The organism is Vibrio sp. C8, from assembly GCF_054051265.1.
On the sequence record NZ_JBPAOE010000022.1, the window covers coordinates 429,253 to 453,148 of the forward strand.

Here is a 23,896-nt window from a genome sequence, read left to right on the forward strand (position 1 = left end):
TTTTTATCTATATCAAGACCGTTTGTTAGCAGAATTTACTTGGAGTGTATGTAGGATGTTTTAGATCCTTGTCACACATCTAAATGAAATATTTGAGTGTTTGCTCGAAAGTGATTAAATAAGCACCGAGTTATCATTTTAGTCAATAAGAGAGGATCCTGTTATGCCAGAAGCGTTTTGTAACTGTTGCCGTAAAACCACACAGCATAAAGTTGTTATGAGACGTTGCTCTACGGAATCGGAATCTGGTTGGCAGGCTGTACATGCTTTTCTTTCAAAGCTTTTTAACGGCGAGCATTACTACCCGATGGAACAGCAAATGTTCTGCCGTGAGTGCAATCATAAGCTGGTAGTAACAAGTAACAAATATCCGGGTTCTAATACCGTTAAGGTGTAGCCTTCTATCGCATACTACAAATGAAACTAAGAATTTTCTTCTTAATAAAGGGCATCATCTGATGCCCTTTATTTTTGATTGTGACTATGCTCACAACACATAATGATGAGGTTCATCCTGCCCTTATTAGTCAGTATTGTATGGCGCAATGAGTCTTGAAAAAGTATTGAGCTATGAATCTAGACCGTGTGGATCAACAAATCCTGCGCATATTACATACTAAAGGCAGACTGCCAGTGGTTGAACTGGCCAAGTTAGTGAACCTTACTACGTCACCTTGTTCTGACCGAGTTAAGCGACTAGAAAAAGAAGGCTACATCAAAGGCTACCACGCTGAGTTAAATCCAGAAAAGTTAGGCTTAGATGTTCAGGTGTTTATTCATATTCGTTTAGACCAAACGTGCTTTTCTATTTTTGAACGCTTTGCTCGTGCAGTAGAAGATATCCCTGAAATTGAATCTTGCTATTCTTTGTCAGGTGACTTCGATACCATGATTAAAGTTCGCGTCAAAGACATGAAAGCTTACCAAGCGTTTATGTCCGGACGATTAGGTACACTGCCGGGAGTGATTCAGACAAGAAGTGAATTTGTGATTGAAGAACACAAGACAAGCTTTGGCATAAACCCTGAGCTTCTTTCCACGTTATAAAGTTGTCTGGTAGGAGATAATATGAATCGAGTATCCGCTGTAGAAGCTCAGTGGCAAAAATTGCAAGTGACTGAGCTAGAAGTACTGCATGCGCAATACAGCCGTCTTCGTCTTCAATACGCTAATGACCCGTCACCCAGTTTGGAACAGAGACTGCAACGCCTTTCTGCGTTGAAAGCTGCGTTGTTAAAAGAGAAAAAAGCGCTAGTAGAAGCTCTCAGTGAAGACTTCGGTTTCCGTCCGCACTTTGACAGTACTTTCTGTGATGTACTGCCTGTCATTAATCAAATTAAGTACACCCAAAAGCATCTCAAAAAGTGGATGAAGCCATCGCGCCGTCATGCGGGGTTATTGGTTTTACCATCGAAAGTGCAAGTGCACTATCAACCCTTAGGTGTAGTCGGAATCGTGGTCCCTTGGAACTTCCCAGCAATGCTGAGTTTGTCTCCGCTTGTTACTGCTATCGCGGCTGGTAACCAAGCGATGATTAAGTTCAGTGAATACACGCCAGCAACCAACAAAGTACTGACACGAATTATCGGCTCGTTGGGTGATATTGCTGTGTGTATTGAAGGGGATTTAACTATAGCAACAGCATTCAGTTCTTTGCCTTTCGATCATCTGCTTTTCACTGGCTCAACACCGGTGGGCAAAATCGTAGCGCAATCTGCAGCGAAAAATTTAACCCCTGTCACTCTAGAACTTGGAGGGAAATCGCCAGCAATTATTGCACCGGATGCAGACTTGGTTCGTAGCATTGACAACATCATGCAAGGCAAAGCGATTAACTCGGGGCAAATATGTATTGCTCCAGATTACGTGATGTTGCCCGCCGACAAGGTTGATCAATTTATCGAGTTGTATCTGAAGCGTTTTGCTAAACGTTTTATCAACAAACACGGCGTATTGGATTGCGCAGGTATCATCAATCAAGCGCAGTTAGAACGTCTACAAAGTTATCTCGACGATGCCAAACAGAAAGGTGCGCAGATTTACACTGTAAAACAGTCGGTTGAATTGAAAGCAACGCAGATGGCGCCAAGTCTAGTCACCAATGTCACTGATGATATGTGGCTGATGCAGAATGAAATCTTCGGCCCAATTTTGCCTGTGATTGGCTATAAAACCATTGAAGAGGCAATTGAGAGAGTGAACTCCCACGCTCGTCCGTTAGCACTCTATCTCATGACTGATGACAACGATATTGCTGAATATGTTCTCAAGCACACGCACAGTGGCGGAGTGTGTATTAATGATACTTTGATGCATGTTGCAGCCGATTCCGCGCCATTTGGCGGTATTGGTGATTCAGGTATGGGGCATTATCACGGCATTGAAGGCTTCAAGACCTTTACGCATGCTAAAACGGTGGTGCGTTCGTGGAGTAAGTTACCTCGCAGTTCATGGATATTGAGCCATCGTAAATCGATTCTGTATTTGCTTAATCGTTTCTTAATTCGCTAGTTCTACGATCTAGTCCTACCAACCTCATTTATAAAGGCGCTTATGCGCCTTTAGTCATTTTTATCGATTCTAAATAGTAAGTTCGCTAACCAATCATTCTCACCGTTAACCCCTCCTACAATCAGCCGACAAAGGCTTGTTGCAAAGCTGACAATGTTTGATTGTTGCTTCTAGTACCCAAATTAACTATATGAAAATTCGCTGATTTTCTGATGGTACAGATCTCGCAATAACGACCGTGAGTCTAATTTAACAAGGAGATAGACCATGGCAATTCGTCAATGTGCAATTTACGGAAAAGGCGGCATCGGCAAGTCCACTACCACTCAGAACTTAGTGGCAGCGTTGGCTGAAGCAGGTAAGAAAGTAATGATTATCGGTTGTGACCCGAAAGCGGATTCAACTCGTCTAATCCTGCATTCAAAAGCACAAAACACCATCATGGAAATGGCAGCGGAAGCCGGTACGGTTGAAGACATCGAACTAGAAGATGTATTGAAAGTTGGTTATGGCGATGTTCGTTGTGTGGAATCAGGCGGTCCAGAGCCAGGCGTGGGTTGTGCAGGTCGTGGTGTTATCACAGCAATCAACTTCCTCGAAGAAGAGGGTGCGTATGAAGAAGACTTAGATTTCGTTTTCTACGACGTATTGGGTGACGTTGTGTGTGGTGGTTTCGCGATGCCAATTCGTGAGAACAAAGCGCAAGAAATCTACATCGTGTGTTCTGGCGAAATGATGGCAATGTACGCTGCAAACAACATCTCTAAAGGTATCTGCAAATATGCAGCGACAGGTAGTGTGCGTTTAGCGGGGCTGATTTGTAACTCTCGTAACACAGACCGTGAAGATGAGCTCATCATGGCATTGGCAGACAAAATAGGTACTCAGATGATTCACTTTGTACCTCGTGACAACATCGTACAACGTGCAGAAATCCGTCGTATGACGGTTATCGAATACGACCCAACTTGCAGACAAGCGGACGAGTATCGTGCTCTTGCAAGCAAGATCATCAACAACCAAAAGTTTGTTATACCAACTCCTGTGACCATGGATGAGCTGGAAGAGCTACTGATGGAGTTCGGCATCCTTGAAGAAGAAGACGAAACCATTATTGGTAAAACAGCAGCAGAGCTTACAGCGTAAGTTAAGCACTGATTCTTCTATTTGGTTAAAGACAATGAGGATTCACTTATGTCTATGAACAAAGAACAAAAACAGGCTCTGATAGACGAAGTTTTGGATGTCTATCCTGAGAAAGCGCGTGAAGATCGCAAGAAGCATATTGCGATCAGTGATAGCTCTGCTGAAGGCACTTGTATCACTTCAAACCGCAAAACACTGCCTGGTGTGATGACGGTTCGTGGTTGTGCGTACGCAGGTTCAAAAGGGGTAGTGTGGGGACCTGTGAAAGATATGATTCACATTTCTCACGGTCCGATCGGTTGTGGTCAGTACTCTCGTGCGGGTCGCCGTAACTACTACTCAGGTACAACGGGTGTTGACTCTTTTGGTACGTTGAACTTTACCACTGACTTCCAAGAGCGTGACATCGTATTCGGTGGCGACAAAAAACTCTCTGCTGCTATTGATGAGATTGAGTCATTGTTCCCGCTGTCTAAAGGTATCTCGATTCAATCAGAGTGTCCGGTGGGTCTAATTGGTGACGATATCGAAGCAGTTGCAAAAGTTAAAGGCGCTGAAATTGGTAAAACCATCGTTCCTGTTCGTTGTGAAGGTTTCCGCGGCGTGTCCCAATCATTGGGTCACCACATCGCGAACGACACTATTCGCGACTATGTGTTGGACGCCGCACAAGAGAGCACTGTCGAATCCACACCTTACGATGTGGCAATCATCGGTGACTACAACATCGGTGGCGATGCTTGGTCTTCTCGCATCATCCTCGAAGATATGGGGCTGCGCGTTGTGGCTCAATGGTCAGGCGACGGCACATTACCTGAGATGAAAAACACACCAAAAGTTGCGTTAAACCTTGTTCACTGTTATCGCTCAATGAATTACATCGTGCGTTACATGGAAGAGAAAAACGGCATTCCTTGGGTGGAGTACAACCTATTCGGTCCAACCAAAATCGAAGAGTCTATGCGTAAAATTGCCGCATTCTTTGACGATAAAATTAAGCAGCAGACTGAAGATGTGATCGCGAAATATCGTCAGCAATGGCAAGCGGTGATTGATAAATATCGCCCACGCCTAGAAGGCAAGACTGTGATGCTTTATGTCGGTGGTTTACGTCCTCGTCACATCATTGGTGCGTACGAAGATTTGGGTATGGAAATTGTGGGTGCAGGTTATGAGTTTGCTCATAACGATGACTATGTGAAAACCACGCCAGATGTCAAAGATTCAACCTTGCTTTTCGATGATGCCAGTGCCTATGAGTTGGAAGAGTTCGTGAAACGCTTGAACCCAGATTTAATCGGTTCTGGTGTGAAAGAGAAATATGTCTTCCAGAAAATGGGTTACCCGTTCCGCCAAATGCACAGCTGGGATTATTCCGGCCCTTATCACGGTGTCGATGGTTTCGCTATCTTCGCTCGTGACATGGATTTAACGCTGAACAACCCATGCTGGAAGAGCATGAAAGCACCTTGGTTGGAAGAAGCATCAGACGAAGCTCTAGCTAAATCTGCTTAAAGTGAGTTGGAAAGGATTTCCAATTAATGTAACCCGAACCGGTGTTCACAGATTAGTGGCACGGTAGGAGAATACTCATGACTCAAAAAGTTGAAGACATTAAAACTGGTTATGCGCTATTTCAGCAACCAGAGTATCAAGAGTTGATGGCGAACAAGCGCGCGACTTTTGAAAATGCCGTTGATGCTAAGAAGGTTCGCGAAACCTTTGAATGGACAACAACGAAAGAATACCAAGAGATTAACTTTGCTCGTAAACACATTACGATTGACCCTGCTAAAGCGTGTCAGCCGCTCGGTAGCGTTTTGTGTTCTCTCGGTTTCGAAAAAACACTTCCTTACGTGCACGGTTCACAAGGTTGTGTGGCTTACTTCCGTTCTTATTTCAACCGCCACTTTAAAGAACCCGTTGCGTGTGTTTCTGACTCAATGACAGAAGACGCAGCGGTCTTTGGTGGTCAGGAGAATATGTTTGACGGACTTAAAAACGCCTACGCCTTGTACAAACCCGAAATGATAGCTGTCTCTACCACTTGTATGGCGGAAGTTATCGGTGACGACTTAAACGCCTTCATCAATAACGCCAAACATAATGAACATATTCCAGCGGATTTACCGGTTCCATTTGCGCACACACCTTCGTTTGTGGGTAGCCATGTTACTGGCTGGGACAACATGTTCGAAGGCATTCTGCGCTATTTCACTATCAATGGAATGGAAGGGAAAGTGGCTGGAAGCAATGGCAAAATTAACATTGTTCCGGGGTTCGAAACCTATCTTGGTAACTACCGCGTCATTCGTCGTATGTTGGACGAAATGAAGGTGGAATACTCTTTCCTTTGTGATCCATCAGAAGTATTGGATACCCCTGCAGATGGTGAATACCGTATGTATTCAGGCGGTACGCCAATCGAAGAAGTTAAAGATGCGCCGAATTCAAAAGCAACTTTCTTACTTCAACCTGATCAACTTGTGAAAACCAAGAAATTCATTGAAGGTACTTGGAAACAAGACGTGCCAGCACTGAACATCCCTATGGGGTTGGAGTGGACAGATAATTTCATCATGAAAGTATCTGAAGTCACAGGCAAACCTATTCCTGAGTCAATCACCAAAGAGCGTGGTCGTCTTGTGGATATGATGACGGATTCCCACACTTGGCTGCACGGCGTGACAGTTTCACTGTACGGTGATCCTGACTACCTATTGGGTATGTGTAAGTTCCTAACCGAGCTTGGTTGCGAAATTAAGCATGTGCTTTGTAACAACGGTGCGAAGCGTTGGCGCAAACAAATGGAAGCTCAGCTTGCTGAAACGCCATATGGTCAAAACGCGGAAGTGTTCATGGGTAAAGACTTATGGCATTTACGTTCACTGATGTTTACTGACAAACCGGATCTTTTGATTGGTAACTCATACGGTAAATTCATCGAACGTGATACCAAAGCGAAAGGTCCTGAGTTTGAAGTTCCATTAGTTCGTATCGGTTTCCCAATTTTCGATCGCCATCATCTTCATCGCCAATCTACTCTTGGCTACGAAGGTGCAATGACCATGTTAACCACTTTGGTGAATGAGGTTCTGGCGAAGCTGGATCGCGAAACAAGTGACCTAGGTAAAACGGATCTTGGGTTTGACTTAGTTCGTTAATGTATATGGCCGGCGGAGTATTCTGTCGGCCTTTCTTTATCAGCCTAACAGAGGGAAAGGTTATGGCGAATGTAATGATTCAGTACAACGAAAATGGCGCACTTTCACTTTATCTACCCAAAAAAGACTTGGAAGAGGTGATCACTTACTTTGAATTTGACAGCGACAACAAATGGGGTGGTGAAGTGCGTTTAGCAAACGGGGCGATTTATCACATTGACCCTATGGCAACAAAACCTAAGTTGCCTATCACGGTAAAAGCCAAACGACTACAAGCCGCTTGATTGAGGAGGACGATATGATGATGGACAATACCATTTCCGACCAAGCGGCGATACGCATTGCTTTAGCGTCTAAGTCGTTGCCCAATATCGAACTGCGCTCGCTATTGGGGCTGTTGATTCAGCACCTTGGTGAGCCTCTGACCGAAACGAAGTTAGTCGGTTTGTCTCCGAAGGCTTTTCGTTTAATGGTTGGTTCGTTAGGTTCAGGACCGACTCGCAAAAACGTTTCCAACGCTTTGCATGTGCTTTGTAATCCAGACATCAGTGATGTTTCTGCCCCAGAAGTCGTTTCGCAAACGCCTATCTCTGGACCAAAACTGTGCGTGGCGTTGACATCCAACCAAGGTGAGATGGTCAATGGGCATTACGGTTCGTGTTTGCGTGTTCTGATTTATGAAGTGAGTGCTACTCAGCATCAACTGGTTGATGTGCGTGAAATGCCGACCGAGAAAAAAGGAGAGGAGCGCGCCATTGCGATGCTGGATAGAATTCGCGATTGCCATATGTTGTTTACCCTCTCAATTGGCGGTCCTGCTGCTGCGCGCGTTACTCGTGCCAACATCCATCCTATCAAGAAAACTGCGCCTGCAGAGGCTTCTGCCGTGTTGAAGGATCTCTCGCAAGTGATTGCAACCAATCCACCACCTTGGGTGAAACGAATCCTTGGTTTCAAAAAGGATGTCGTTGAGTGTGGAGAATTGGAGCTGGAGGAGAGCTATGAGTGATGTAGTTATAGAGGCATCTGCACCCATGCAGCTTGCGCAACTTTCTCCCGTAGTATTGTCGGACATCGTTGCCAAGCTTGAGGCGCAGTCCGACATCAATCAGCAAACGTTGGATAGCTTGAAACTAAGCTATCCTGAGCTGCGTTTTACCCTTTGTTTTGAACAGGAGATGGGTTCACGTGAAGCCTATCTTGAAGCGAAACACTTTGATCTTCATTTAGTCTCACATAGCTTGTCGGGTTGCAGTTCATTGACCTTTGATTTGGCTGCATGCAGCGGTCTTGTGATTGCGATTCGCGATGAGTAAAACCAAACTATTAGCTTTAAAAAACACTTGCTGCTTTTACGGCTAATCAGCACTAATCCTATCTATTTAAAGCGCCTCTTAGCATGCGAAGAGTGCGCTCACTCAATTATAAAAAGCCATAGATTAGAAATAGTTAATTGTGACAGAAATACCTGTTCGTTAATTATTCATTCATTCTCACTTAAGCTCTTACCATTGATTCGGCTTGATTGTGCAGAATTTATCGCTCGCCGAGCTCAAATATCAAATAGCAGCTAGATGACTCTAACCCAATCATTATTTTTGCAAGTCAACCTAGAGCATCGGTGACGCTGGAACCCCACTCATACCAATATCTTTCATATACTTCTCTGGTAGTTTTTTTAGTGCCGCTTTTAGCGCATTAAAGCACAATGGGTCGATGGCTGTTCCAAGGTTTTCTTCCATGATTTCTAAAGTTTTTGGAATTGGAATAGCACCTCGATAAGGGCGTTCAGCCGTAATGGCATCAAAAATATCTGCTGTGGTAATAATCCGTGTCATCATCGAGATTTCGTCTGCAACCAGTTTATCGGGATAGCCTGTTCCATCTAACTTTTCATGATGAGCAGCTACCATTTTGGCGAATTGTTTTAGAGGGGATATCTTTTCAATTATCTCTCTGGTAAACACCGCGTGATTTTGTATTTTTGCCCACTCGTCATCATCCAATTTTCCTGGTTTATCCAAGATCGTGTTACTTACTCCTAATTTGCCTAGATCATGTAAGAGCGCTGCACGTTTCAGCCATAGTCGATCCTCTTTGTCTAACTTGAGTTCTTCGGCTATGAGCGTACTAAAAATAGCCACTCTGGAACTGTGACCAGAGGTAAAAGGGCTTTTGGCATCAATGATTTTGCCGAAAGCAGTCACGATTCGATCGAAATAGTCATCATCTAATGGAATCATCGCTTGGGCGGGTGACATAGAGAGTACAAAAGGGACTATGGATGGGGCATTAAGTGCCTTAATGAAATCAGGATTGTCTTTCAACTGCTTAGAGATGGTCACTAAGTTAGGATCCAGCCAGTTTCCGGAACGACTTTCTAGTTCAGAAAATGCAATATTCAAATCATGTTCACGTTGAAAAACATCCATCACTTGAGCGAGAAGGGCAATTCTTGAAAATAGTGGGATTTGATCATGCATCAACCCATCAGGACGACCTGAACCGTCCCAGTGCTCATCCAAATGTTGTATACCTTTAGCTACGTTTTCACTGAACAAGAGTTCACGAGCAACTTCTGCCCCTTTTGTACAACGTGTTTGAATCAGTTCTTGAGCGTAATCTGTACCATTTTTCAAAATATCAATCGTGGTAGAGATACGCTTCTGCCAATGTTCTCCCGAGCCTGCATTTTTTAATACGAAATTAATCGCACTCGTCAGGCTAGTACCGACAGTTTTATAACGTTGTTTAAATATAAGATCATCGGTGGCGTAGAGTTCACAAATACGGGCTGCATTGCTGCTGCAGCCAGCATCCTTGAGAAGTAACGTAAAATACAGATCATGGATTTCTGTTGATGAGAGGTTCATTCGCTCACCAATATGCATTCCAATCCAGCAGCAACGCATACTGTGCTCTGGGGGTTGCCCCTCTGTCATATCTAACGCTACTGTCAGTGAAGAAACCAGCTCGGCCAGAGGCATATTGAGGTTCGAACCTTGTAATAACATCGCACTCTACTTATTAATATTTAAACAAAAAGTATAGTGAAATCTAGCACAATCACCTAATCACAAATAAACAATACAGATGCTGTAGTGGCTTAGTCGCATTGTCACAATTTAAGATGTTTGCCATATATTTTTTCTCATCGGAAATCACCAGATCTAATTTAATTTCTAGAGGATTCCTGTCCTAAAGCATGCCTGCAGACTGTGATAGCAAGACCGATCATCACAACTGACAAAATTTGCGTATCAACCGATTTTCTTTTTTGTCGCACCTTCTGTTTGGCTTTGTCCGTTTTGCGACAATTGCAGGTTCCAGATTATAAATAAACAATATTTATCAATAGTTTATTTTTGGCTTTCTAATTGCAGTTCCACTGGTTAATACGACATTCACTGATTGAATGTCACAACATCGTTCGATGTAAACCGTGGAGGCACCATGAAGCAGTCCGAAATCAAGCTATTACAAGATGAACCTGCCTGTGAGCATAACTCAGGCAGTAAGAGTGGTTGCAGCCGCTCCAAACCGGGTGCTACGGCTGGTGGCTGTACTTTTGACGGTGCGCAAATCAGTTTGTTACCGATTGCCGATGTTGGACATATTGTCCACGGCCCAATTGGTTGTGCGGGTAACAGTTGGAACAACAGAGGCACCCGTGCTACTGGTACCAATCTGTTTCGCTATGGCTTCACGACGGATCTCAACGAACAAGACGTCATTATGGGCAGGGCAGAGAAACGTCTGCTTCACGCCATTAAACAACTGATCGAAAAACATGCTCCCCCTGCGGTGTTTGTCTATATGACTTGTGTACCTGCGTTAGAAGGCAACGACATTGAAACCATTTGTCAGTTGGCGAAAGAGCGCTGGAATATTCCGGTCATCCCTGTGGATGCTGCTGGTTTTTATGGCAACAAAAATCTGGGTAACCGCATTGCGGGCAATGTGATGTTTGAGCGAGTTATAGGCAGTGCAGAGCCACCGCCAAAGCCTCTAATGAAGCATGATCCTTCTCGCCAAGTGCATGACATCGTCTTGATTGGCGAATACAACATTGCAGGCGAGTTTTGGCATGTCTCTCCGTTGTTTGAACAACTGGGTCTGCGAGTATTGTGCTGCTTGGCTGGAGATACTCAGTTTCATCAAATTCAAACCATGCATCGTGCTGATGCGGCGATGGTGGTTTGCGCTCGTGCGCAAGTTAACGTGGCTCGCAAGTTGGAAGAAAAGTGGAACATCCCATGGTTTGAAGGCAGCTTTTACGGCATTGAAGATACCTCTTGCGCACTGCGCTCCTTTGCTCGCTTAATCAAAGATGAGCGCCTAATTGAAGATGCGGAGGCTTTGATTACCCGTGAAGAAGCTCAAACCCGTGAAGCGTTAAAGCCTTATGTTGAACGTCTCAAAGGTAAAAAGGCGCTGCTCTATACTGGCGGAGTTAAATCTTGGTCTGTTGTGAGTGCACTAAAAGAACTTGGCGTTGAATGTGTCGCGACAGGCACGCGTAAATCCACTCAGTCAGACAAGAAACGCATTATGGACATTATGGGGGAAGAGGCTTTGATGCTCGATGAAGGTGGCGCTTCACTGCTTCTTGATACCTATCACCGTTACAACGCTGACATCATGATAGCTGGTGGGCGAAACATGTACACAGCACTCAAAGCACGCTTGCCATTCTTAGACATCAACCAAGAGCGCGAACACGCCTATGCGGGATACAAAGGCATGCTGACTCTGGCACAAGAGCTATGTCGGACTTTGGAATCACCGATTTGGTCGAAAGCCCGCAGTGAAGCGCCTTGGTCACTGCAAGGCTGCTCCACCCCATCTTTAGCAAACGCAAAGTAAGGAGACAGGCATGGGTAACGTGAGAAAAACGAATTCGCCTTTGGTGTCACAACCGCTCAAAACCAGCCCAGCAACAGGTGCGACTTTAGCTTCATTGGGTTTTCATCGTGCCATTCCACTCATGCACGGTGCTCAAGGCTGTAGTGCTTTTGCCAAAGTTTATCTGATTCAACACTTGCGAGAGCCTATTCCTCTGCAAAATACAGCCATTGACCAAGTCTCAGCAGTGATGGGTGGAGATGATAACCTCAGCGAAGCTTTGCAGCTGTTATGTGAGAAACAGAATCCAGAACTGATTGCAGTAATGACGACAGGGCTTACCGAGATGCAAGGTTGTGATGTGTTTCGGGTGATTGCCGATTTTAAACATAACCATCCCGAGTTTGTGAGTACTCGTATTGTCTCAATGAGCACGCCAGATTTCGTCGGTTCGATGCAAACTGGCTACTGTGAAGCGGTAAGAAGCGTCGTGAAGCAGCTTGTACAGCCGCCGACACTGCGTCCTCGTCAACGTCAGCAAGTTAATGTGCTCTGCTCTTTAGGCATGACGGCTGCTGACATTGAAACCATCAAACAGTATGTGGAAGCTTTTGGTCTTGATGCGGTTATCGTTCCCGATTTATCCCTGTCACTTGATGGACATTTGGACGAAGCGGAATACAACGCAACCAGCACAGGTGGTACCTCTGTAATGGAAGTAGAGCTGATGTCGGACAGTGTTATGACACTGGTACTGGGTGATGGTTTGGTTGATCTTGCCCAATGGCTCAAGCAGCGTTTTGACATTCCCTATCAGTCTTTTGGAATGGGTATGAGCATAGATATGATTGATGATCTGGTCATGACTCTCTCTCGAATCAGCGGGCAAGATGTTCCGACTTGGATGACGCGCGCCAGACAACGGGTCCAAGACGCAATGTTAGATACCCACTTTCTGCTCAGTCGAGAAGAGTATGTGATTGCGCTAGAGCCCGACCTTGCCAAAGGTTACGCCGAATTGCTTCTCTCTGTTGGTGGCCGAATTTCTCAACTGATCACCACGATTGATGCGCCTCATCTATCGGATATCGATGCGGATGACATTGTGATTGGCGACCTCTCTGCGATTGATCTGAACAACTTACATCTGAAAGCAGTGATCAGTAACACTCATGCTGCGCAGATGTGTGAGCCTCGTGTTCCGGTTTTGCGTGCTGGTTATCCTTGCCACGATCAGTACGGGAATATGGACATACGTCAGTTTGGCTATGAGGGGATTCGTGAGCGCCTGTTTGCATTAGCCAATTTGCTATTACGTAATCACAAAGATGAAGTCCCTGTTCATATCAGCGCTTACCGCTTTGAAGCTCATGAAGTCATGCAAAACGAGATGACTGGATTTGATTCTAAGGAGGCGCGATGAACATAAGCAAACGCAGATTGCACGTCGAACCCAGCCCAGATTCCAGCAGCTTCAAAGTGAAAGTTGCCTTTGCAACCCATGATAGACAGACCGTAGATCAGCATTTCGGTAGCTCGTTAGGCATGCTGATCTACGGCATTTGCGAACATGATTGGCACTTGCTAGAAGCGATTGAATATTCGGTATCGGATCGTGTCCACGACAAGCTTCCAAGCCGGATCAATGATCTTGCGGATTGTTCTGCGGTGTTTTGTAACGCATGTGGCGCAGCCGCGATAAGGCAGTTGATTGAGCAAAACATTCAGCCAATCAAAGTGCATCCAGGTTATGAGATTCATCAGCTACTGTCCGAAGTTCTACAAGAGTTACAGCAGGGACCTTCAGGCTGGTTGGCTCGTGCAATGAAACAAAGAGAAGAATCGGAAACGACTGAGGACAGCCAGCAACGTTTGTCACAGTTGATGGATGAAGAGTGGTAGCTGTCGTGACCAGTTTGAACGTTACAAATGGCACGATTATGCATGAAATGGATTGTTTAAATATCAACAAGGAAGAGAACTGTGAGCAATAGAGTAGGTTATACCCAAGGCGGTGAGGAATGGGTGCCGCAATTCATTCAAGCAATCGACAAACAGAACTGTATCGGCTGTGGCCGTTGTTACAAGGTGTGTTCAAGAGATGTATTTGATTTGGTTGAAAATGAAGACATCGACGAAGACGACGATTACTTTGATGACGATGAAGTGATGATGGTCATGACGCTGAAAAATTCGGCAGATTGCATCGGCTGCGAAGCCTGTTCAAAAGTGTGTCCGAAGAACTGTCAGAGCTTTGCGCCTGCCAGCGCCTAAGTTTTCATCAACACTATGATATATATTTAATTTTTCTGGGGTAAGAATAGTTGTCCTTTCCCCTTTGTTTGTTCATTTCTTATTCAATCACAACCCTAGCGTATATGCACCAAGTTGGATTTCGATCACGATTTAAAATTCATCTCGTTTTTAAATGTAACAATATGACATTCGGTGAAAACCATTGGTCACATTTTTTAAGTGTTCCGTCGATATCCCCTAATATATTAAGGACAAAAGTATGGCATTGATTTATATTTTCTAGCCTTAAAGTTTAGGTGAGATTGCTAGTTGCTCTTATGGATATGTCAGTTGAAGATGCAAGAGTTAATTTGCGTCAGGCTTTGTTGGGTGTTGCTCAGGCATTAGACGCCATTGATCATGAAGTTCCTTACCACGGCTACAACGTGGCATATATTGCCTATCGATGTGCGGTTTTTATGGGGTGGGATGAAGAACAGGCTCAGTTAGCTTTTTCAATAGGGCTAATGCATGATTGTGGTGGTACACAATCGACTAATCTTTTACCTCTGTTTCCACATTGTTTAACTGGCAGTTTTTCCCGTCATTGTGAAAAAGGCTATATGCTGCTGAAAGAGTGTCAGCCTTTGTCCTGTTTCGCTACGCCAATTTTATATCATCATACGCCTTGGCAAGAGCTGAAAAATCTCCCGTTATCTGACACCGACAAGCAACTGGCTTCTCTGATCTTTTTAGCCAACCGTTTAGATCATCTCTACCGTCATCACAAGAAAGATAAATTTGGCAATCTTTCCGCAGTAGAGAAAAAAGCGATTTGTAATGAGCTGATCCATCATGCCGATACTGTGTTTGAACCGAATATGGTTCAGCATATGACAGAGCTGGTGGATAAAGATGATTTCTGGTTTTCCATGAAACCAAAGTACATTGAGGAAATGTATTTTCGCATGGCTCCTGTACCGTTTTTTTCCGGCCGAATTGATCTGGATGGCACTATCGCGATAGCAGAGTTTTTCGCAAAAATTGTTGATGCAAAAAGCACTTTCACTTTTCAACATTCACTTAAAGTTGCTCAGCTAGCGCAATATATCTCTAAACAGCTCGGGTATTCTCCTAAGGTGCAGAAGATGTTGTATCTGACGGGGCTAGTGCACGATATTGGTAAGCTTTATACGCCGGATCCTGTATTGCACAAAGCAGGTAAGCTGACTTCCGAAGAGTATACCTGCATTAAGAGCCATGCCACGGACACTCGTTTTATCCTGCAAGCTATTTTCCGCTCTCAGCGTATTCTTGAATGGGCATCCAATCATCATGAGCGTTTGGATGGTTCGGGTTATCCGTTAGGCAAAATGGCTGATCAACTTGATAGGCCAAGCCGGATTATTGCCGTTTCGGACGTATTTCAAGCGCTCACTCAGTCACGGCCTTACCGAGCGGGAATGCCGTTGGAAGAAGCTTTGGGAATCGTTCGTTCTCTCGTTGATAATAATCAGTTAGATAGAGAAATTTTTGAGTGTCTGGAACAGCATTCTCATGAGTGTTATCAGCTCTCTATTGGCGAACAGGACGAAATTATCGATTATGTGCCGGCTTTAACCGTTGGTGAAAAGTGATCGAACCAAAGTTTAACGGCTAGCCATTGTTCTACTATATTTTCATTAGGGTTGTAGTATTCAACTAAAACACTAGAAACGAGTTGCGTATGATGAGTCCAGTGAAAATAGAATGGCATGTTAATTTAAGACAGACATTCTTTTGTATCGCCAGAGCGTTAGATTCAATTGGTATTGATGATATCAATCACGGTCATCGTGTAGGCTACATGGCCTACGCTTGCGCGAAAGCGATGGAATGGAGTGAAGAAGAGTGCCAGTTGGTGTTCTCACTTGGTTTAATTCATGACTGTGGTGTTGCACAAAAAAGCGATTTTTATAATTTGCTCGAAAACATGCAACCTGACAATGTTCGCCAGCACTGTTTACGCGGATACGAGCTTCTTTCTCAGTGCCCCCCATTAGCGTTTTTCGCAGACGCTATCCTGTACCACCATACCCCTTGGGAAGAACTTAAGAACATTGATATCTCAGACAGAGATAAGCGGTTTGCCGCGCTGATATTTCTGGCCGACCGGGTCGATTATCTTAAAGAACTCTATCCAAGAGATGAGTTCAGCAACGTGACTCAGGAAGCTCGTAATGAAGTGTGTCTTGAAATTGGACGGCTCAGTGGCACCCTGTTTGAGAGGGATCTGGTACGTCAAATGCAAAACTTGCTAAGCAAAGAATTTATCTGGTTCTCAATGGAGTATCATCACATTGAAGCTCTTAGCCAAAACCTACCTTCGACTCCTTTTTTCGAACAGAAGCTAGAAGTGGGGGATATTGTGGCTATCGCGATGTTGATGGCAAATATCGTCGATGCGAAGAGCCAGTTCACTTTTTATCACTCTCAGAAAGTGGCCGAGATTTGTCACAGCTTGGCTCGGCAGTTGGGATTGAATTCTGAAATGCAAAAAGCGCTGTATTTAACCGGATTAGTACACGATATTGGCAAGCTACACACGCCAGAGGACATCCTACATAAACCGGGTAAACTCAATGAGAGTGAATATTTGTGTATTCAGCGTCACTCAACGGATTCTGGCTATACATTGCAAATGATGTTTGGTCAGTCTGCTGTCTGTGAATGGGCGGCCAATCACCATGAACGATTAGATGGTTCGGGATATCCGAAAGGTTTGCAAGGCGCAGAAATTGATTTGCCTTCACGTATTATTGCAGTGGCAGATGTGTTTCAGGCATTAACTCAAGCGCGCCCTTACCGAGGAAGAATGACGCTCGAAGAAGTAATGCAAATTATGTCTCACGAAGTGAGTTGCGGGCGACTGGACAGCAAGGTGTTTGATGTTCTGGTGAAGAATGAGAAAGAGTATTACGAGCTCTCTATTCAAGAGAGCTCGCCAGGTTGGGTTAATGCCCCTTAACGTATTCTTTAAAGCGTGCTTTCGTTTCTGCGTCAGCTTTGTTGTACCAGAAGTGCAGCATTTCTTCCGTTGTAGAATCTGCGGCTATTGGTTGGGTGATAGCCATTGAGGTAGCATTTTTATCGGCAATAGAAGCTACAGCTCCAGTTTGGTTGTATTCCTTGGTTTCTTGATAGAAATTACGGCCAAGCTGCATACCTTCTTTGACTAAACGATCTTGGTCAATGCTGATTGCTGAAGTACTTTTATCCACCAAAGACCATTCAAAAGACTTAATCTTTTCTTGCGCCATTTTGGCATCGCGATACTCAGGCAATGAGAAAACCAATTCTTTATCTTGTGCAGTAAATTTGGCGATCACGACATCGCTCGCTACGCCAACACGGTCATCCCCTTCAGTAAAATAAGGTTCAAAACGAAAGACGATCTGGTTTTGCCCATCTTCCAGTTCAAGGCTTTTAGTTGAAGAGAACAGACTTCCAGACGTGTTTGGTTTTGCACCATTTACAACCAGCAAATCAATAGAGCTAGGAACTTCGATCGTTACTTTAGCGGCTACAGATGCGCTGAAAGCGAGGGCGAGAATATACGAGAGTGGTTTGATTAATTTCATTTTGTTTATCCTTGAAGCCAACTTGCAGAAATACGCAAACTACTTGCAGTAACAGCAAACCCAAAAACAAGGAACACCGTTGGCGTCGCTGCACATTCAAATAGGAAGGTTATAGAGGGTGCCGATAGATGGCGGGAAATGCAAGCCGTCATCTGTAAGTAACATAGGAATTGCGATTGATGCTAAATCTGTATTTATTTTGCAACATTCTCACTCAGTGAGAATGTAATGCTTTAATTTGGGTAAGATTCTCGATATATAAGAATTTGAGTTTGAGGCGTTTAATTATAAAGGCTAAAACAGTCCCATGAATGAAATAAAACTGTCTTCCAATCAGGTAAACGAAAAGTCACTTCAGTTGTTGATGCAAGTGGCGGTAAATAATGAGCCTGTCTCAGCTAAAACGCTGAGCGAACAATTGCAAGTCCCGTTGAGTAGTCTTTACCGACACTTAAAACTGTTGAAAGAGTGGAGCTTGATTGAGGAAAGTCCATACGACAAAACCTTGATCATCGGTCCGGCAGCATTGTTATTAATGCATAGCTACGAGACCAGCCAACACAATTTAGACGAAGTTGACGCTGTACTCACTCGATTGCAAAAACAGACAGGAGAAATGGCTGCATTCATGGTGCCTGTAGGTTATCGAGCACTGTGTGTCATCCAGAAAGAAAGTATGCAGGCGCTCCGATGCAGCTACGTCCAGGGTCAAAGTCAACCCCTGCTTCGTGGCGCCTCATCCAAAGCTATGCTGGCTTTTATGCCAACTCAGCGTTGTGAAAAGATATTGCGACACTTCGGGCAAGAAGAGCAATTGGACAAGTGGCAAGTTGAGTTGGAGAAAATTCGGCAACGAGGATATGCCGTGAGTACTTCTGAGATTGATCCGGGCGTTTCTGGGATCAGTGCTCCGGTAATGAAAGGAAGCAAATTGATTGGCGCGATTACAGTTATGGCTCCAGCCCATCGCGTTGACGCTAATAAACAGCGAATCATTTTGCATGTGTTACAGGCCGCTCGCGCGTTGCCACCAGAGAGGTAATCATCATGTTGAGTTTATTCAAACGTTACCGTATGAACCGCAGTTCGGTGCATACATTCTCTCCGTTCACTTTTCTAACCGTTTGTGAACGTGTTAAGCCTATGACACAGGTAGAGTTTGAATTTGCTCAGCAGAGTTTGGAATTGTCTTCAGAGTGGCTTTACAAACAGCAATCTAATCTTAACTACAGTGATGCTGGCCATTTCGTGGTTCAAGATCATCAGGATGTCGCTTATCAAGAGCTGCTCAGCCGACACTTTGCTTTGTGCTCTGTGCCTGTGGCTTTGGCAAACTGTCATGAGCTGATCCTCAAAGCGATGCCAGTACTGGCGTTGGATAACGAAGAGATTGGCGTGATTCATATTGGTCACGGATTTGAATTGAAGCAATCGCTTGAGCCAACCTTGGGCTCCGCGTTTCACTTTATGTTGTCGCGTTTTCACAATACCCGAGCTTTCTTTATTGGCGCTGATCTCAAGCGTACAGCGTCTCAAGTTTTAGAGTATGCCGAAGATCTCGGTTGTGATTGGCTAAGCTCCGACGAATGCAGTTTTCGTCATCGTACCCAGTTGAAAAACCAGCTTAACCACTTTATGGATCACTGCGATCAACTGGTGGTGAATATCGATTTGGCGTCATTGGTGCCAAGTACAGGGTTGTCCGATGATGAAGTGCTCGATAATCAGATGGTTCTGCGTATTTTAAGACATGCGATTTTGTCTAAAAAAGTGAAGATGGTTCAGTTGGTCGGTTCTAAGGATAAGTTGATCTACTCAAAACAAACCAAAGAGATTGTTGATGAGCTTTGTTCGCTCTCTCCGGACATTATTCATGCTGCTTAATTAGCAATTGCAACATTAGCAACTGAAACGGCAGATGAAAAAAAACCACTCTAGTGAAAGAGTGGTTTTTGCTTTTTAGAGCCAGTTGATGGAGGTTGTTTCCACACTAAGTATAGACACAGATTATTCTTTCAAAGCGACTTTCGATATCTTTTTATTAGTTAATCCTAATTTTTCTAACCTTACCGCTGAAACCTTGAACTCCGGTATTTTGGCATAGGGGTCTCTTGCTTCAGATGTCAGTCTGTTCGCTGGTGCTTCCGCAAAATGGAACGGAACAAAGACCACACCTTCTTGCATTCGTTTGGTGACAAAAGCTGGCGCTTCGATAATGCCTCGGCGAGAGCATAGGCGTACCATTTCACTGTTTTTGATACCCAGTTTTTCTGCATCCTGAACGCTAATCATGATTCTTGGTCCTGCGAGTTTGTCCAGCCCTTGGGTTTTACGAGTCATGGTTCCAGTATGGAACTGTTCCAGCAAACGTCCTGTAGTCAAAATTAGCGGGTATTTCACGTCTGGCATTTCAGCAGCATAGATGAAAGGTACTGCTACCATCTCACCACGACCACGTTTGAATGTGCTTTGGTGCATGATGCGTGTACCGTTTGGTGCTTGGTCGTTACACGGCCATTGCACACCTTGGCTGCCCACTTTCTCCCATGTGATGCCTGCGTATTGTGGTGTCACTTCGCATATCTCAGCATTGATTTGCTCAATATTTTGATAGTGCCAGTTGCCACCCATTGCATTCGCTATCTGAGTGATGATCCACCAATCCTGTTTCGCTTCACCCGGTGATTTAATCGCAGGTGAAAGCGCCTGAACACGTCGCTCGGTATTGGTAAAGTGCCCGCGTTTTTCTGCAAAAGACGCTGAAGGCAGCACCACGTCGGCAAGCTCAGCAGTTTCCGATAAGAAGATATCTTGCACCACCAGAAAATCGAGCGCTTTAAGCGCTTCAATCACATGGGCTTGGTTCGGATCACTGAGTACAGGGTTTTCACCCATCACGTACAAACCGCGAAGTTCTTTACGATGCGCGGCATCAATCATCTCTGTTAGGGTTAATCCATCTTCAGTGGATAGGTGTTCAGCTTGCCATGCTTTAGCAAATTTGGTTTGTACCAGCGGGCTCAACACTTTCTGATAACCTGGGTAATCCGTTGGCAAGGCTCCCATATCACAAGCGCCTTGAACGTTGGATTGACCGCGCAGTGGATTGATACCGCCACCTTCAACGCCGATGTTGCCACACAGCATTTGTAAGTTGGCGATGGAGCGAACGTTATCGTGCCCTGTGGTGTGCTGGGTAATTCCCATAGCGTAATAGACGGCGGTCACTTTGGCTGTACCGATCATCTCTGCCATTTGCTTAATGTCTTGTGCTTTGACACCTGTGACGAGTTCAACTTTTTCCGGTAAATAAGCATCGGACATCACTTCCATCATCAAGTCTTCAAAGCCGTCAACACGCTCGCGAATGTAATCTTTGTCATACCAAGCATTCTGGATGATCTGCTGCATGATACCGTTGAGTAGCATTACATCGGTACCCGGACGCTGTTGAACATGCAGGGTTGCAACATCTGCCATGCCGATACGTTTTGGGTCTGCCACAATCAGTTTCGCACCGAGGCTTACCGCTTGTTTGAGGTGTGAGGCAATGATTGGGTGCGCCGAGGTGGTATCTGAACCGATCACAAAGATCACATCCGAGTGTTGAATGCTGGCGATATCGTTGGTCATGGCACCGCTACCAATTGACGCTTCCAACCCAGTAACCGTAGATGCATGGCAAAGCCTTGCGCAGTGATCGACGTTATTGGTGCCAAATTCGCGACGAATCAGCTTCTGGAACAGATAGTTATCTTGGTTGGTAGTTTTCGCGGATGAGAAGCCACCGAGCGCATTACTACCGTGTTCCTGTTTAATCTCAGTAAAGCGTTTAGCAATAGTTTCAATCGCATTTTCCCAAGAAGTGGGTACTAACTTACCATTTTGACGAATTAAAGGCTGAGTTAGGCGTTCTGGGCTATGAATGAAGTCAAAGCCAAAACGGCCTTTCACACACAGCATACCTTGGTTAACTGGCGAGTTTCTATCGCCTTCGACATAACGAACTTTGTTGTCTTTTTCATCCACATACAGCACGACATTACAACCGACACCGCAGTAGGTGCAGACGGTTTTTAGTGGTTTGAGTATTTCTACTCTGGAATAAGATTTGTCGCGTTTGTCTGCAAGTGCGCCAGTTGGGCAAACCTGAACACAGGCACCACACTGCACGCAGCTTGAACTGCCCATTGATTCACCATTAGCGAAATGAGGACGCAGTGAACCTTGTGTAAACTGGAGGACGCCATGTTGTGTGTCTTCTTGGCAAGTTTGTACGCACAGGCCACAACTGATGCAACGGTTCGCATCAAACACAATGAACTCACTGCTTTTGTCCACTGGGAAACGATGTTTACCCGATGCACAATCGACTTCTTCTGTTTTGACTTGATACTCACTGGCGTAATCGCGTAGATCGCACTGGGTGCTTGCTTGGCAGCCGCATTCTAAGCAGCGTTGAGCTTCTTGCATTGAAGCTTCGATACCTGCATCCAGTTCTACTTCGTTGAAGCTGGTGGTTGATTCTGATTCTGGCAAATGCGGGAATTGGATTCTGCGTTTCACCGCCTCTAAACGATATTCGAGTTGCTTAACTCGGCTGAGTGATGGTTCTTTTCTGCTTCTGAATTGATGAGGTTTAGGCGCAATACCACCGAGCAGCAGTTTTTCTGCAATGGCTTCTGCGGCGAGTTTTCCGTCGGCTATGGCTTCGATCGCAGTGGCTGGTCCGCGTCTGAAATCACCAATTGAAAATACATTTCGCGCATGGTGCATGGTCTCTTCGGTGACATCAGCTGTACCGCGACGAGTTAGTGGCAGGTCAGCACCTGCAATGATCACCGTATCTGAGCGTTGTGAAATGGCTGAGATGACAGTATCAAATTTCATCTCGACAATCTCACCCGTTGGAATCGGTTGTCTGCGGCCGGATGAGTCTGGTTTACCTAGCATCATCTTTTCGAGTTTTACCGCCCGCACATGTCCGTTTTTATCGGCGAGGTTTTCTACTGGATTGGCTAGAAACTGGAATGCCACACCTTCGTTTTTGGCTTCTTCAATTTCATACTCTTCCGCTGGCATCTCTGCCATGGTGCGACGATAAATCAGCGTTACTTTAGCACCAAGTCGCAATGCGGTACGGGCGCAGTCGATGGCGGTATTACCACCACCGATAATCGCCACTCGCTTACCTGTTTTCAGTTTTCGTTCTGTTGCAGCATCTTTGAGGTAATCGACGCCCAGATAACAGCCTGCTAACTCACTGCCGGGATAGGGACTGCTCACTGCCAGACTAGCCCCAATCGCAAGGCAAACTGCGTCGTAATCGTGTTCCAGTTGTGCCAGCGTGTAATTCTCACCGATCTTCTGATTGCAGTGAATTTGCATGCCCGTTTGGGTGAGCAGTTCAATTTCTTTGTCGAGCACATCTTTTGGTAAGCGATATTCAGGAATACCGTAGCGTAACCAGCCGCCTGCTTTCGGCATCTCTTCATACACAGTGGTCGCAAAACCCAATAAGCTCAGATAGTAGCCGCACGCTAATCCTCCGGGACCTGCGCCGACAATTGCCACTTTCTTGCCATTACTTGGCTGAATTTCTGCTTGATAAGGCGTTGCTTCCAGATCAATGTCTGCGGCATGACGTTTTAAATGGCGTATGGCGACAGGTTCATCGACGACACTACGACGACATTCCGCTTCACAAAAAGCTGGGCACACACGACCAATGGAGGCAGGAAGTGGCAAGTGCTTTTTAATGACTTCGATAGCTTTTTGAGGTTCGCCTTGGGCGATGTGGTGCAAGTAAGTTTGAATATCCACATGGGCAGGGCACGCGATTTGGCAAGGCGCTTCACAGTCGGAATTGTGGTCAGACAGAATACGTTTCAGAGCCTGATGACGAAGTTGCTGCAAAGCTTCTGAGTGAGTTTGAATGCGCATATTCGGTGTCAGTTCTTGTTCACAAGAACGAACAATACCGACTCCGTCAATGTCGACCACGCAGAGTCCGCAAGGTTGTTTTTGTTGCTGATGACTGGCCGCGCACAGGCTAGGGACTTCAATCCCAGTAGATTGAATAAATTGAAATACGGTTTTCCCTGCCTCATAGGCATAGGAAACACCATTGATAACCACGTTCATAATACCCTCATTAACTCCCATAGGAGGAAGTTGGCCTGTTAATGGAATAAGGTCAGGCCCTTGGTTTCTGTTCTCATTGTCGTGTCGTTTCTTTTTCCGCTTGCTCTGTGGTCATTGGTTTAGGATGACGGTGCAGAGTTTCTACTGATTTTTTTTCTGATTAGCATTGCTATAAACAATCGTAGAAAGCTTTCTAATGACTGGGCGTTACGGGTTTGTGGTTAGTAAATA

Annotated in this window: 20 protein-coding genes; 17 read left to right on the forward strand and 3 right to left on the reverse strand. The window is 45.1% G+C overall.

The genetic code is table 11. The features are described 5' to 3' along the window. The first annotated feature begins 163 nt into the window (after positions 1-163). From ACRQQK_RS13210 to ACRQQK_RS13250, 9 genes are all read left to right on the forward strand, one after another. Positions 164-397, forward strand: coding sequence for a hypothetical protein (locus tag ACRQQK_RS13210; protein ID WP_457512092.1), 234 nt, complete (start codon positions 164-166; stop codon positions 395-397). Positions 398-570: 173 nt separating this feature from the next. Then, positions 571-1,047 (forward strand): Lrp/AsnC family transcriptional regulator, encoded by a 477-nt coding sequence (locus ACRQQK_RS13215; RefSeq protein WP_042479512.1) that lies wholly within the window; start codon positions 571-573, stop codon positions 1,045-1,047. Positions 1,048-1,068: 21 nt separating this feature from the next. Further along, positions 1,069-2,511: a coniferyl aldehyde dehydrogenase gene (locus tag ACRQQK_RS13220; protein ID WP_457512094.1), complete on the forward strand. Its 1,443-nt coding sequence runs from the start codon at positions 1,069-1,071 to the stop codon at positions 2,509-2,511. Positions 2,512-2,778: 267 nt separating this feature from the next. Further along, positions 2,779-3,657 (forward strand): nitrogenase iron protein, encoded by an 879-nt coding sequence (gene nifH, locus ACRQQK_RS13225; RefSeq protein ID WP_457512096.1) that lies wholly within the window; start codon positions 2,779-2,781, stop codon positions 3,655-3,657. 48 nt (positions 3,658-3,705) lie between these two features. Continuing rightward, the gene (nifD, locus tag ACRQQK_RS13230; protein ID WP_457512098.1) at positions 3,706-5,172 is read left to right on the forward strand and encodes a nitrogenase molybdenum-iron protein alpha chain; all 1,467 of its coding nucleotides are present in this window, start codon (positions 3,706-3,708) and stop codon (positions 5,170-5,172) included. 77 nt (positions 5,173-5,249) lie between these two features. Then, positions 5,250-6,821: a nitrogenase molybdenum-iron protein subunit beta gene (gene nifK / locus ACRQQK_RS13235; RefSeq protein ID WP_457512100.1), complete on the forward strand. Its 1,572-nt coding sequence runs from the start codon at positions 5,250-5,252 to the stop codon at positions 6,819-6,821. A 62-nt stretch (positions 6,822-6,883) separates the two neighbouring features. After that, a complete protein-coding gene (nifT, locus tag ACRQQK_RS13240; RefSeq protein ID WP_457512102.1) occupies positions 6,884-7,105 on the forward strand; it encodes a putative nitrogen fixation protein NifT in 222 nt (73 codons plus the stop codon). Positions 7,106-7,119: 14 nt separating this feature from the next. Beyond that, complete coding sequence (locus ACRQQK_RS13245) at positions 7,120-7,830, forward strand: NifB/NifX family molybdenum-iron cluster-binding protein (RefSeq protein ID WP_457512104.1); 711 nt, start codon at positions 7,120-7,122, stop codon at positions 7,828-7,830. Further along, positions 7,823-8,137, forward strand: a complete 315-nt coding sequence (locus tag ACRQQK_RS13250; protein WP_457512106.1) for a hypothetical protein — start codon at positions 7,823-7,825, stop codon at positions 8,135-8,137. Before ACRQQK_RS13245 ends, ACRQQK_RS13250 begins: the two co-directional genes overlap by 8 nt. Before the next feature lie 294 nt (positions 8,138-8,431). Here the strand turns inward: ACRQQK_RS13250 and ACRQQK_RS13255 are convergent, their stop codons facing one another. Next, complete coding sequence (locus ACRQQK_RS13255) at positions 8,432-9,835, reverse strand: HD-GYP domain-containing protein (RefSeq protein WP_457512108.1); 1,404 nt, start codon at positions 9,833-9,835, stop codon at positions 8,432-8,434. A 439-nt stretch (positions 9,836-10,274) separates the two neighbouring features. Between ACRQQK_RS13255 and nifE the strand changes: the two genes are divergently transcribed. The 6 genes from nifE to ACRQQK_RS13285 all read left to right on the forward strand — a co-directional run bounded on the left by nifE (position 10,275) and on the right by ACRQQK_RS13285 (position 16,908). After that, complete coding sequence (gene nifE / locus ACRQQK_RS13260; protein ID WP_457512110.1) at positions 10,275-11,687, forward strand: nitrogenase iron-molybdenum cofactor biosynthesis protein NifE; 1,413 nt, start codon at positions 10,275-10,277, stop codon at positions 11,685-11,687. 10 nt (positions 11,688-11,697) lie between these two features. Then, positions 11,698-13,089 carry a nitrogenase iron-molybdenum cofactor biosynthesis protein NifN gene (gene nifN / locus ACRQQK_RS13265; RefSeq protein ID WP_457512112.1) on the forward strand — a complete coding sequence of 464 codons (1,392 nt, stop codon included), beginning with the start codon at positions 11,698-11,700 and terminating at the stop codon, positions 13,087-13,089. Continuing rightward, a complete protein-coding gene (locus tag ACRQQK_RS13270) occupies positions 13,086-13,568 on the forward strand; it encodes a NifB/NifX family molybdenum-iron cluster-binding protein (RefSeq protein ID WP_457512114.1) in 483 nt (160 codons plus the stop codon). Before nifN ends, ACRQQK_RS13270 begins: the two co-directional genes overlap by 4 nt. Before the next feature lie 81 nt (positions 13,569-13,649). After that, the gene (fdxB, locus tag ACRQQK_RS13275; RefSeq protein WP_457512116.1) at positions 13,650-13,940 is read left to right on the forward strand and encodes a ferredoxin III, nif-specific; all 291 of its coding nucleotides are present in this window, start codon (positions 13,650-13,652) and stop codon (positions 13,938-13,940) included. 299 nt (positions 13,941-14,239) lie between these two features. Continuing rightward, the gene (locus ACRQQK_RS13280; RefSeq protein ID WP_457512118.1) at positions 14,240-15,538 is read left to right on the forward strand and encodes an HD domain-containing phosphohydrolase; all 1,299 of its coding nucleotides are present in this window, start codon (positions 14,240-14,242) and stop codon (positions 15,536-15,538) included. Positions 15,539-15,630: 92 nt separating this feature from the next. Further along, positions 15,631-16,908 (forward strand): HD-GYP domain-containing protein, encoded by a 1,278-nt coding sequence (locus ACRQQK_RS13285; RefSeq protein WP_457512380.1) that lies wholly within the window; start codon positions 15,631-15,633, stop codon positions 16,906-16,908. Here ACRQQK_RS13285 and ACRQQK_RS13290 read toward each other — a convergent pair. Continuing rightward, positions 16,895-17,521, reverse strand: coding sequence for a DUF2057 family protein (locus tag ACRQQK_RS13290; protein WP_457512120.1), 627 nt, complete (start codon positions 17,519-17,521; stop codon positions 16,895-16,897). The two genes, ACRQQK_RS13285 and ACRQQK_RS13290, sit on opposite strands and share 14 nt — an antisense overlap. Before the next feature lie 307 nt (positions 17,522-17,828). On the opposite strand from ACRQQK_RS13290, the gene ACRQQK_RS13295 reads away from it, so the two are divergent. Both ACRQQK_RS13295 and ACRQQK_RS13300 read left to right on the forward strand, forming a co-directional pair. Then, positions 17,829-18,563, forward strand: a complete 735-nt coding sequence (locus ACRQQK_RS13295) for an IclR family transcriptional regulator (RefSeq protein ID WP_457512122.1) — start codon at positions 17,829-17,831, stop codon at positions 18,561-18,563. Positions 18,564-18,568: 5 nt separating this feature from the next. Beyond that, a complete protein-coding gene (locus ACRQQK_RS13300) occupies positions 18,569-19,405 on the forward strand; it encodes an arginase (protein ID WP_457512124.1) in 837 nt (278 codons plus the stop codon). A 123-nt stretch (positions 19,406-19,528) separates the two neighbouring features. Here ACRQQK_RS13300 and fdhF read toward each other — a convergent pair whose 3' ends face one another. Continuing rightward, the gene (gene fdhF, locus ACRQQK_RS13305) at positions 19,529-23,665 is read right to left on the reverse strand and encodes a formate dehydrogenase subunit alpha (protein WP_457512126.1); all 4,137 of its coding nucleotides are present in this window, start codon (positions 23,663-23,665) and stop codon (positions 19,529-19,531) included. Positions 23,666-23,896 lie beyond the last annotated feature (231 nt).

Coding starts and splice junctions, on each gene's coding strand:
- ACRQQK_RS13210 (WP_457512092.1), top strand. CDS start 164: ATGCCAGAAGCGTTTTGTAACTGTTGCCGTAAAACCACACAGCATAAA.
- ACRQQK_RS13215 (WP_042479512.1), top strand. CDS start 571: ATGAATCTAGACCGTGTGGATCAACAAATCCTGCGCATATTACATACT.
- ACRQQK_RS13220 (WP_457512094.1), top strand. CDS start 1,069: ATGAATCGAGTATCCGCTGTAGAAGCTCAGTGGCAAAAATTGCAAGTG.
- nifH (WP_457512096.1), top strand. CDS start 2,779: ATGGCAATTCGTCAATGTGCAATTTACGGAAAAGGCGGCATCGGCAAG.
- nifD (WP_457512098.1), top strand. CDS start 3,706: ATGTCTATGAACAAAGAACAAAAACAGGCTCTGATAGACGAAGTTTTG.
- nifK (WP_457512100.1), top strand. CDS start 5,250: ATGACTCAAAAAGTTGAAGACATTAAAACTGGTTATGCGCTATTTCAG.
- nifT (WP_457512102.1), top strand. CDS start 6,884: ATGGCGAATGTAATGATTCAGTACAACGAAAATGGCGCACTTTCACTT.
- ACRQQK_RS13245 (WP_457512104.1), top strand. CDS start 7,120: ATGATGATGGACAATACCATTTCCGACCAAGCGGCGATACGCATTGCT.
- ACRQQK_RS13250 (WP_457512106.1), top strand. CDS start 7,823: ATGAGTGATGTAGTTATAGAGGCATCTGCACCCATGCAGCTTGCGCAA.
- ACRQQK_RS13255 (WP_457512108.1), bottom strand. CDS start 9,835: ATGTTATTACAAGGTTCGAACCTCAATATGCCTCTGGCCGAGCTGGTT.
- nifE (WP_457512110.1), top strand. CDS start 10,275: ATGAAGCAGTCCGAAATCAAGCTATTACAAGATGAACCTGCCTGTGAG.
- nifN (WP_457512112.1), top strand. CDS start 11,698: ATGGGTAACGTGAGAAAAACGAATTCGCCTTTGGTGTCACAACCGCTC.
- ACRQQK_RS13270 (WP_457512114.1), top strand. CDS start 13,086: ATGAACATAAGCAAACGCAGATTGCACGTCGAACCCAGCCCAGATTCC.
- ACRQQK_RS13280 (WP_457512118.1), top strand. CDS start 14,240: ATGGATATGTCAGTTGAAGATGCAAGAGTTAATTTGCGTCAGGCTTTG.
- ACRQQK_RS13285 (WP_457512380.1), top strand. CDS start 15,631: ATGAGTCCAGTGAAAATAGAATGGCATGTTAATTTAAGACAGACATTC.
- ACRQQK_RS13290 (WP_457512120.1), bottom strand. CDS start 17,521: ATGAAATTAATCAAACCACTCTCGTATATTCTCGCCCTCGCTTTCAGC.
- ACRQQK_RS13295 (WP_457512122.1), top strand. CDS start 17,829: ATGAATGAAATAAAACTGTCTTCCAATCAGGTAAACGAAAAGTCACTT.
- ACRQQK_RS13300 (WP_457512124.1), top strand. CDS start 18,569: ATGTTGAGTTTATTCAAACGTTACCGTATGAACCGCAGTTCGGTGCAT.
- fdhF (WP_457512126.1), bottom strand. CDS start 23,665: ATGAACGTGGTTATCAATGGTGTTTCCTATGCCTATGAGGCAGGGAAA.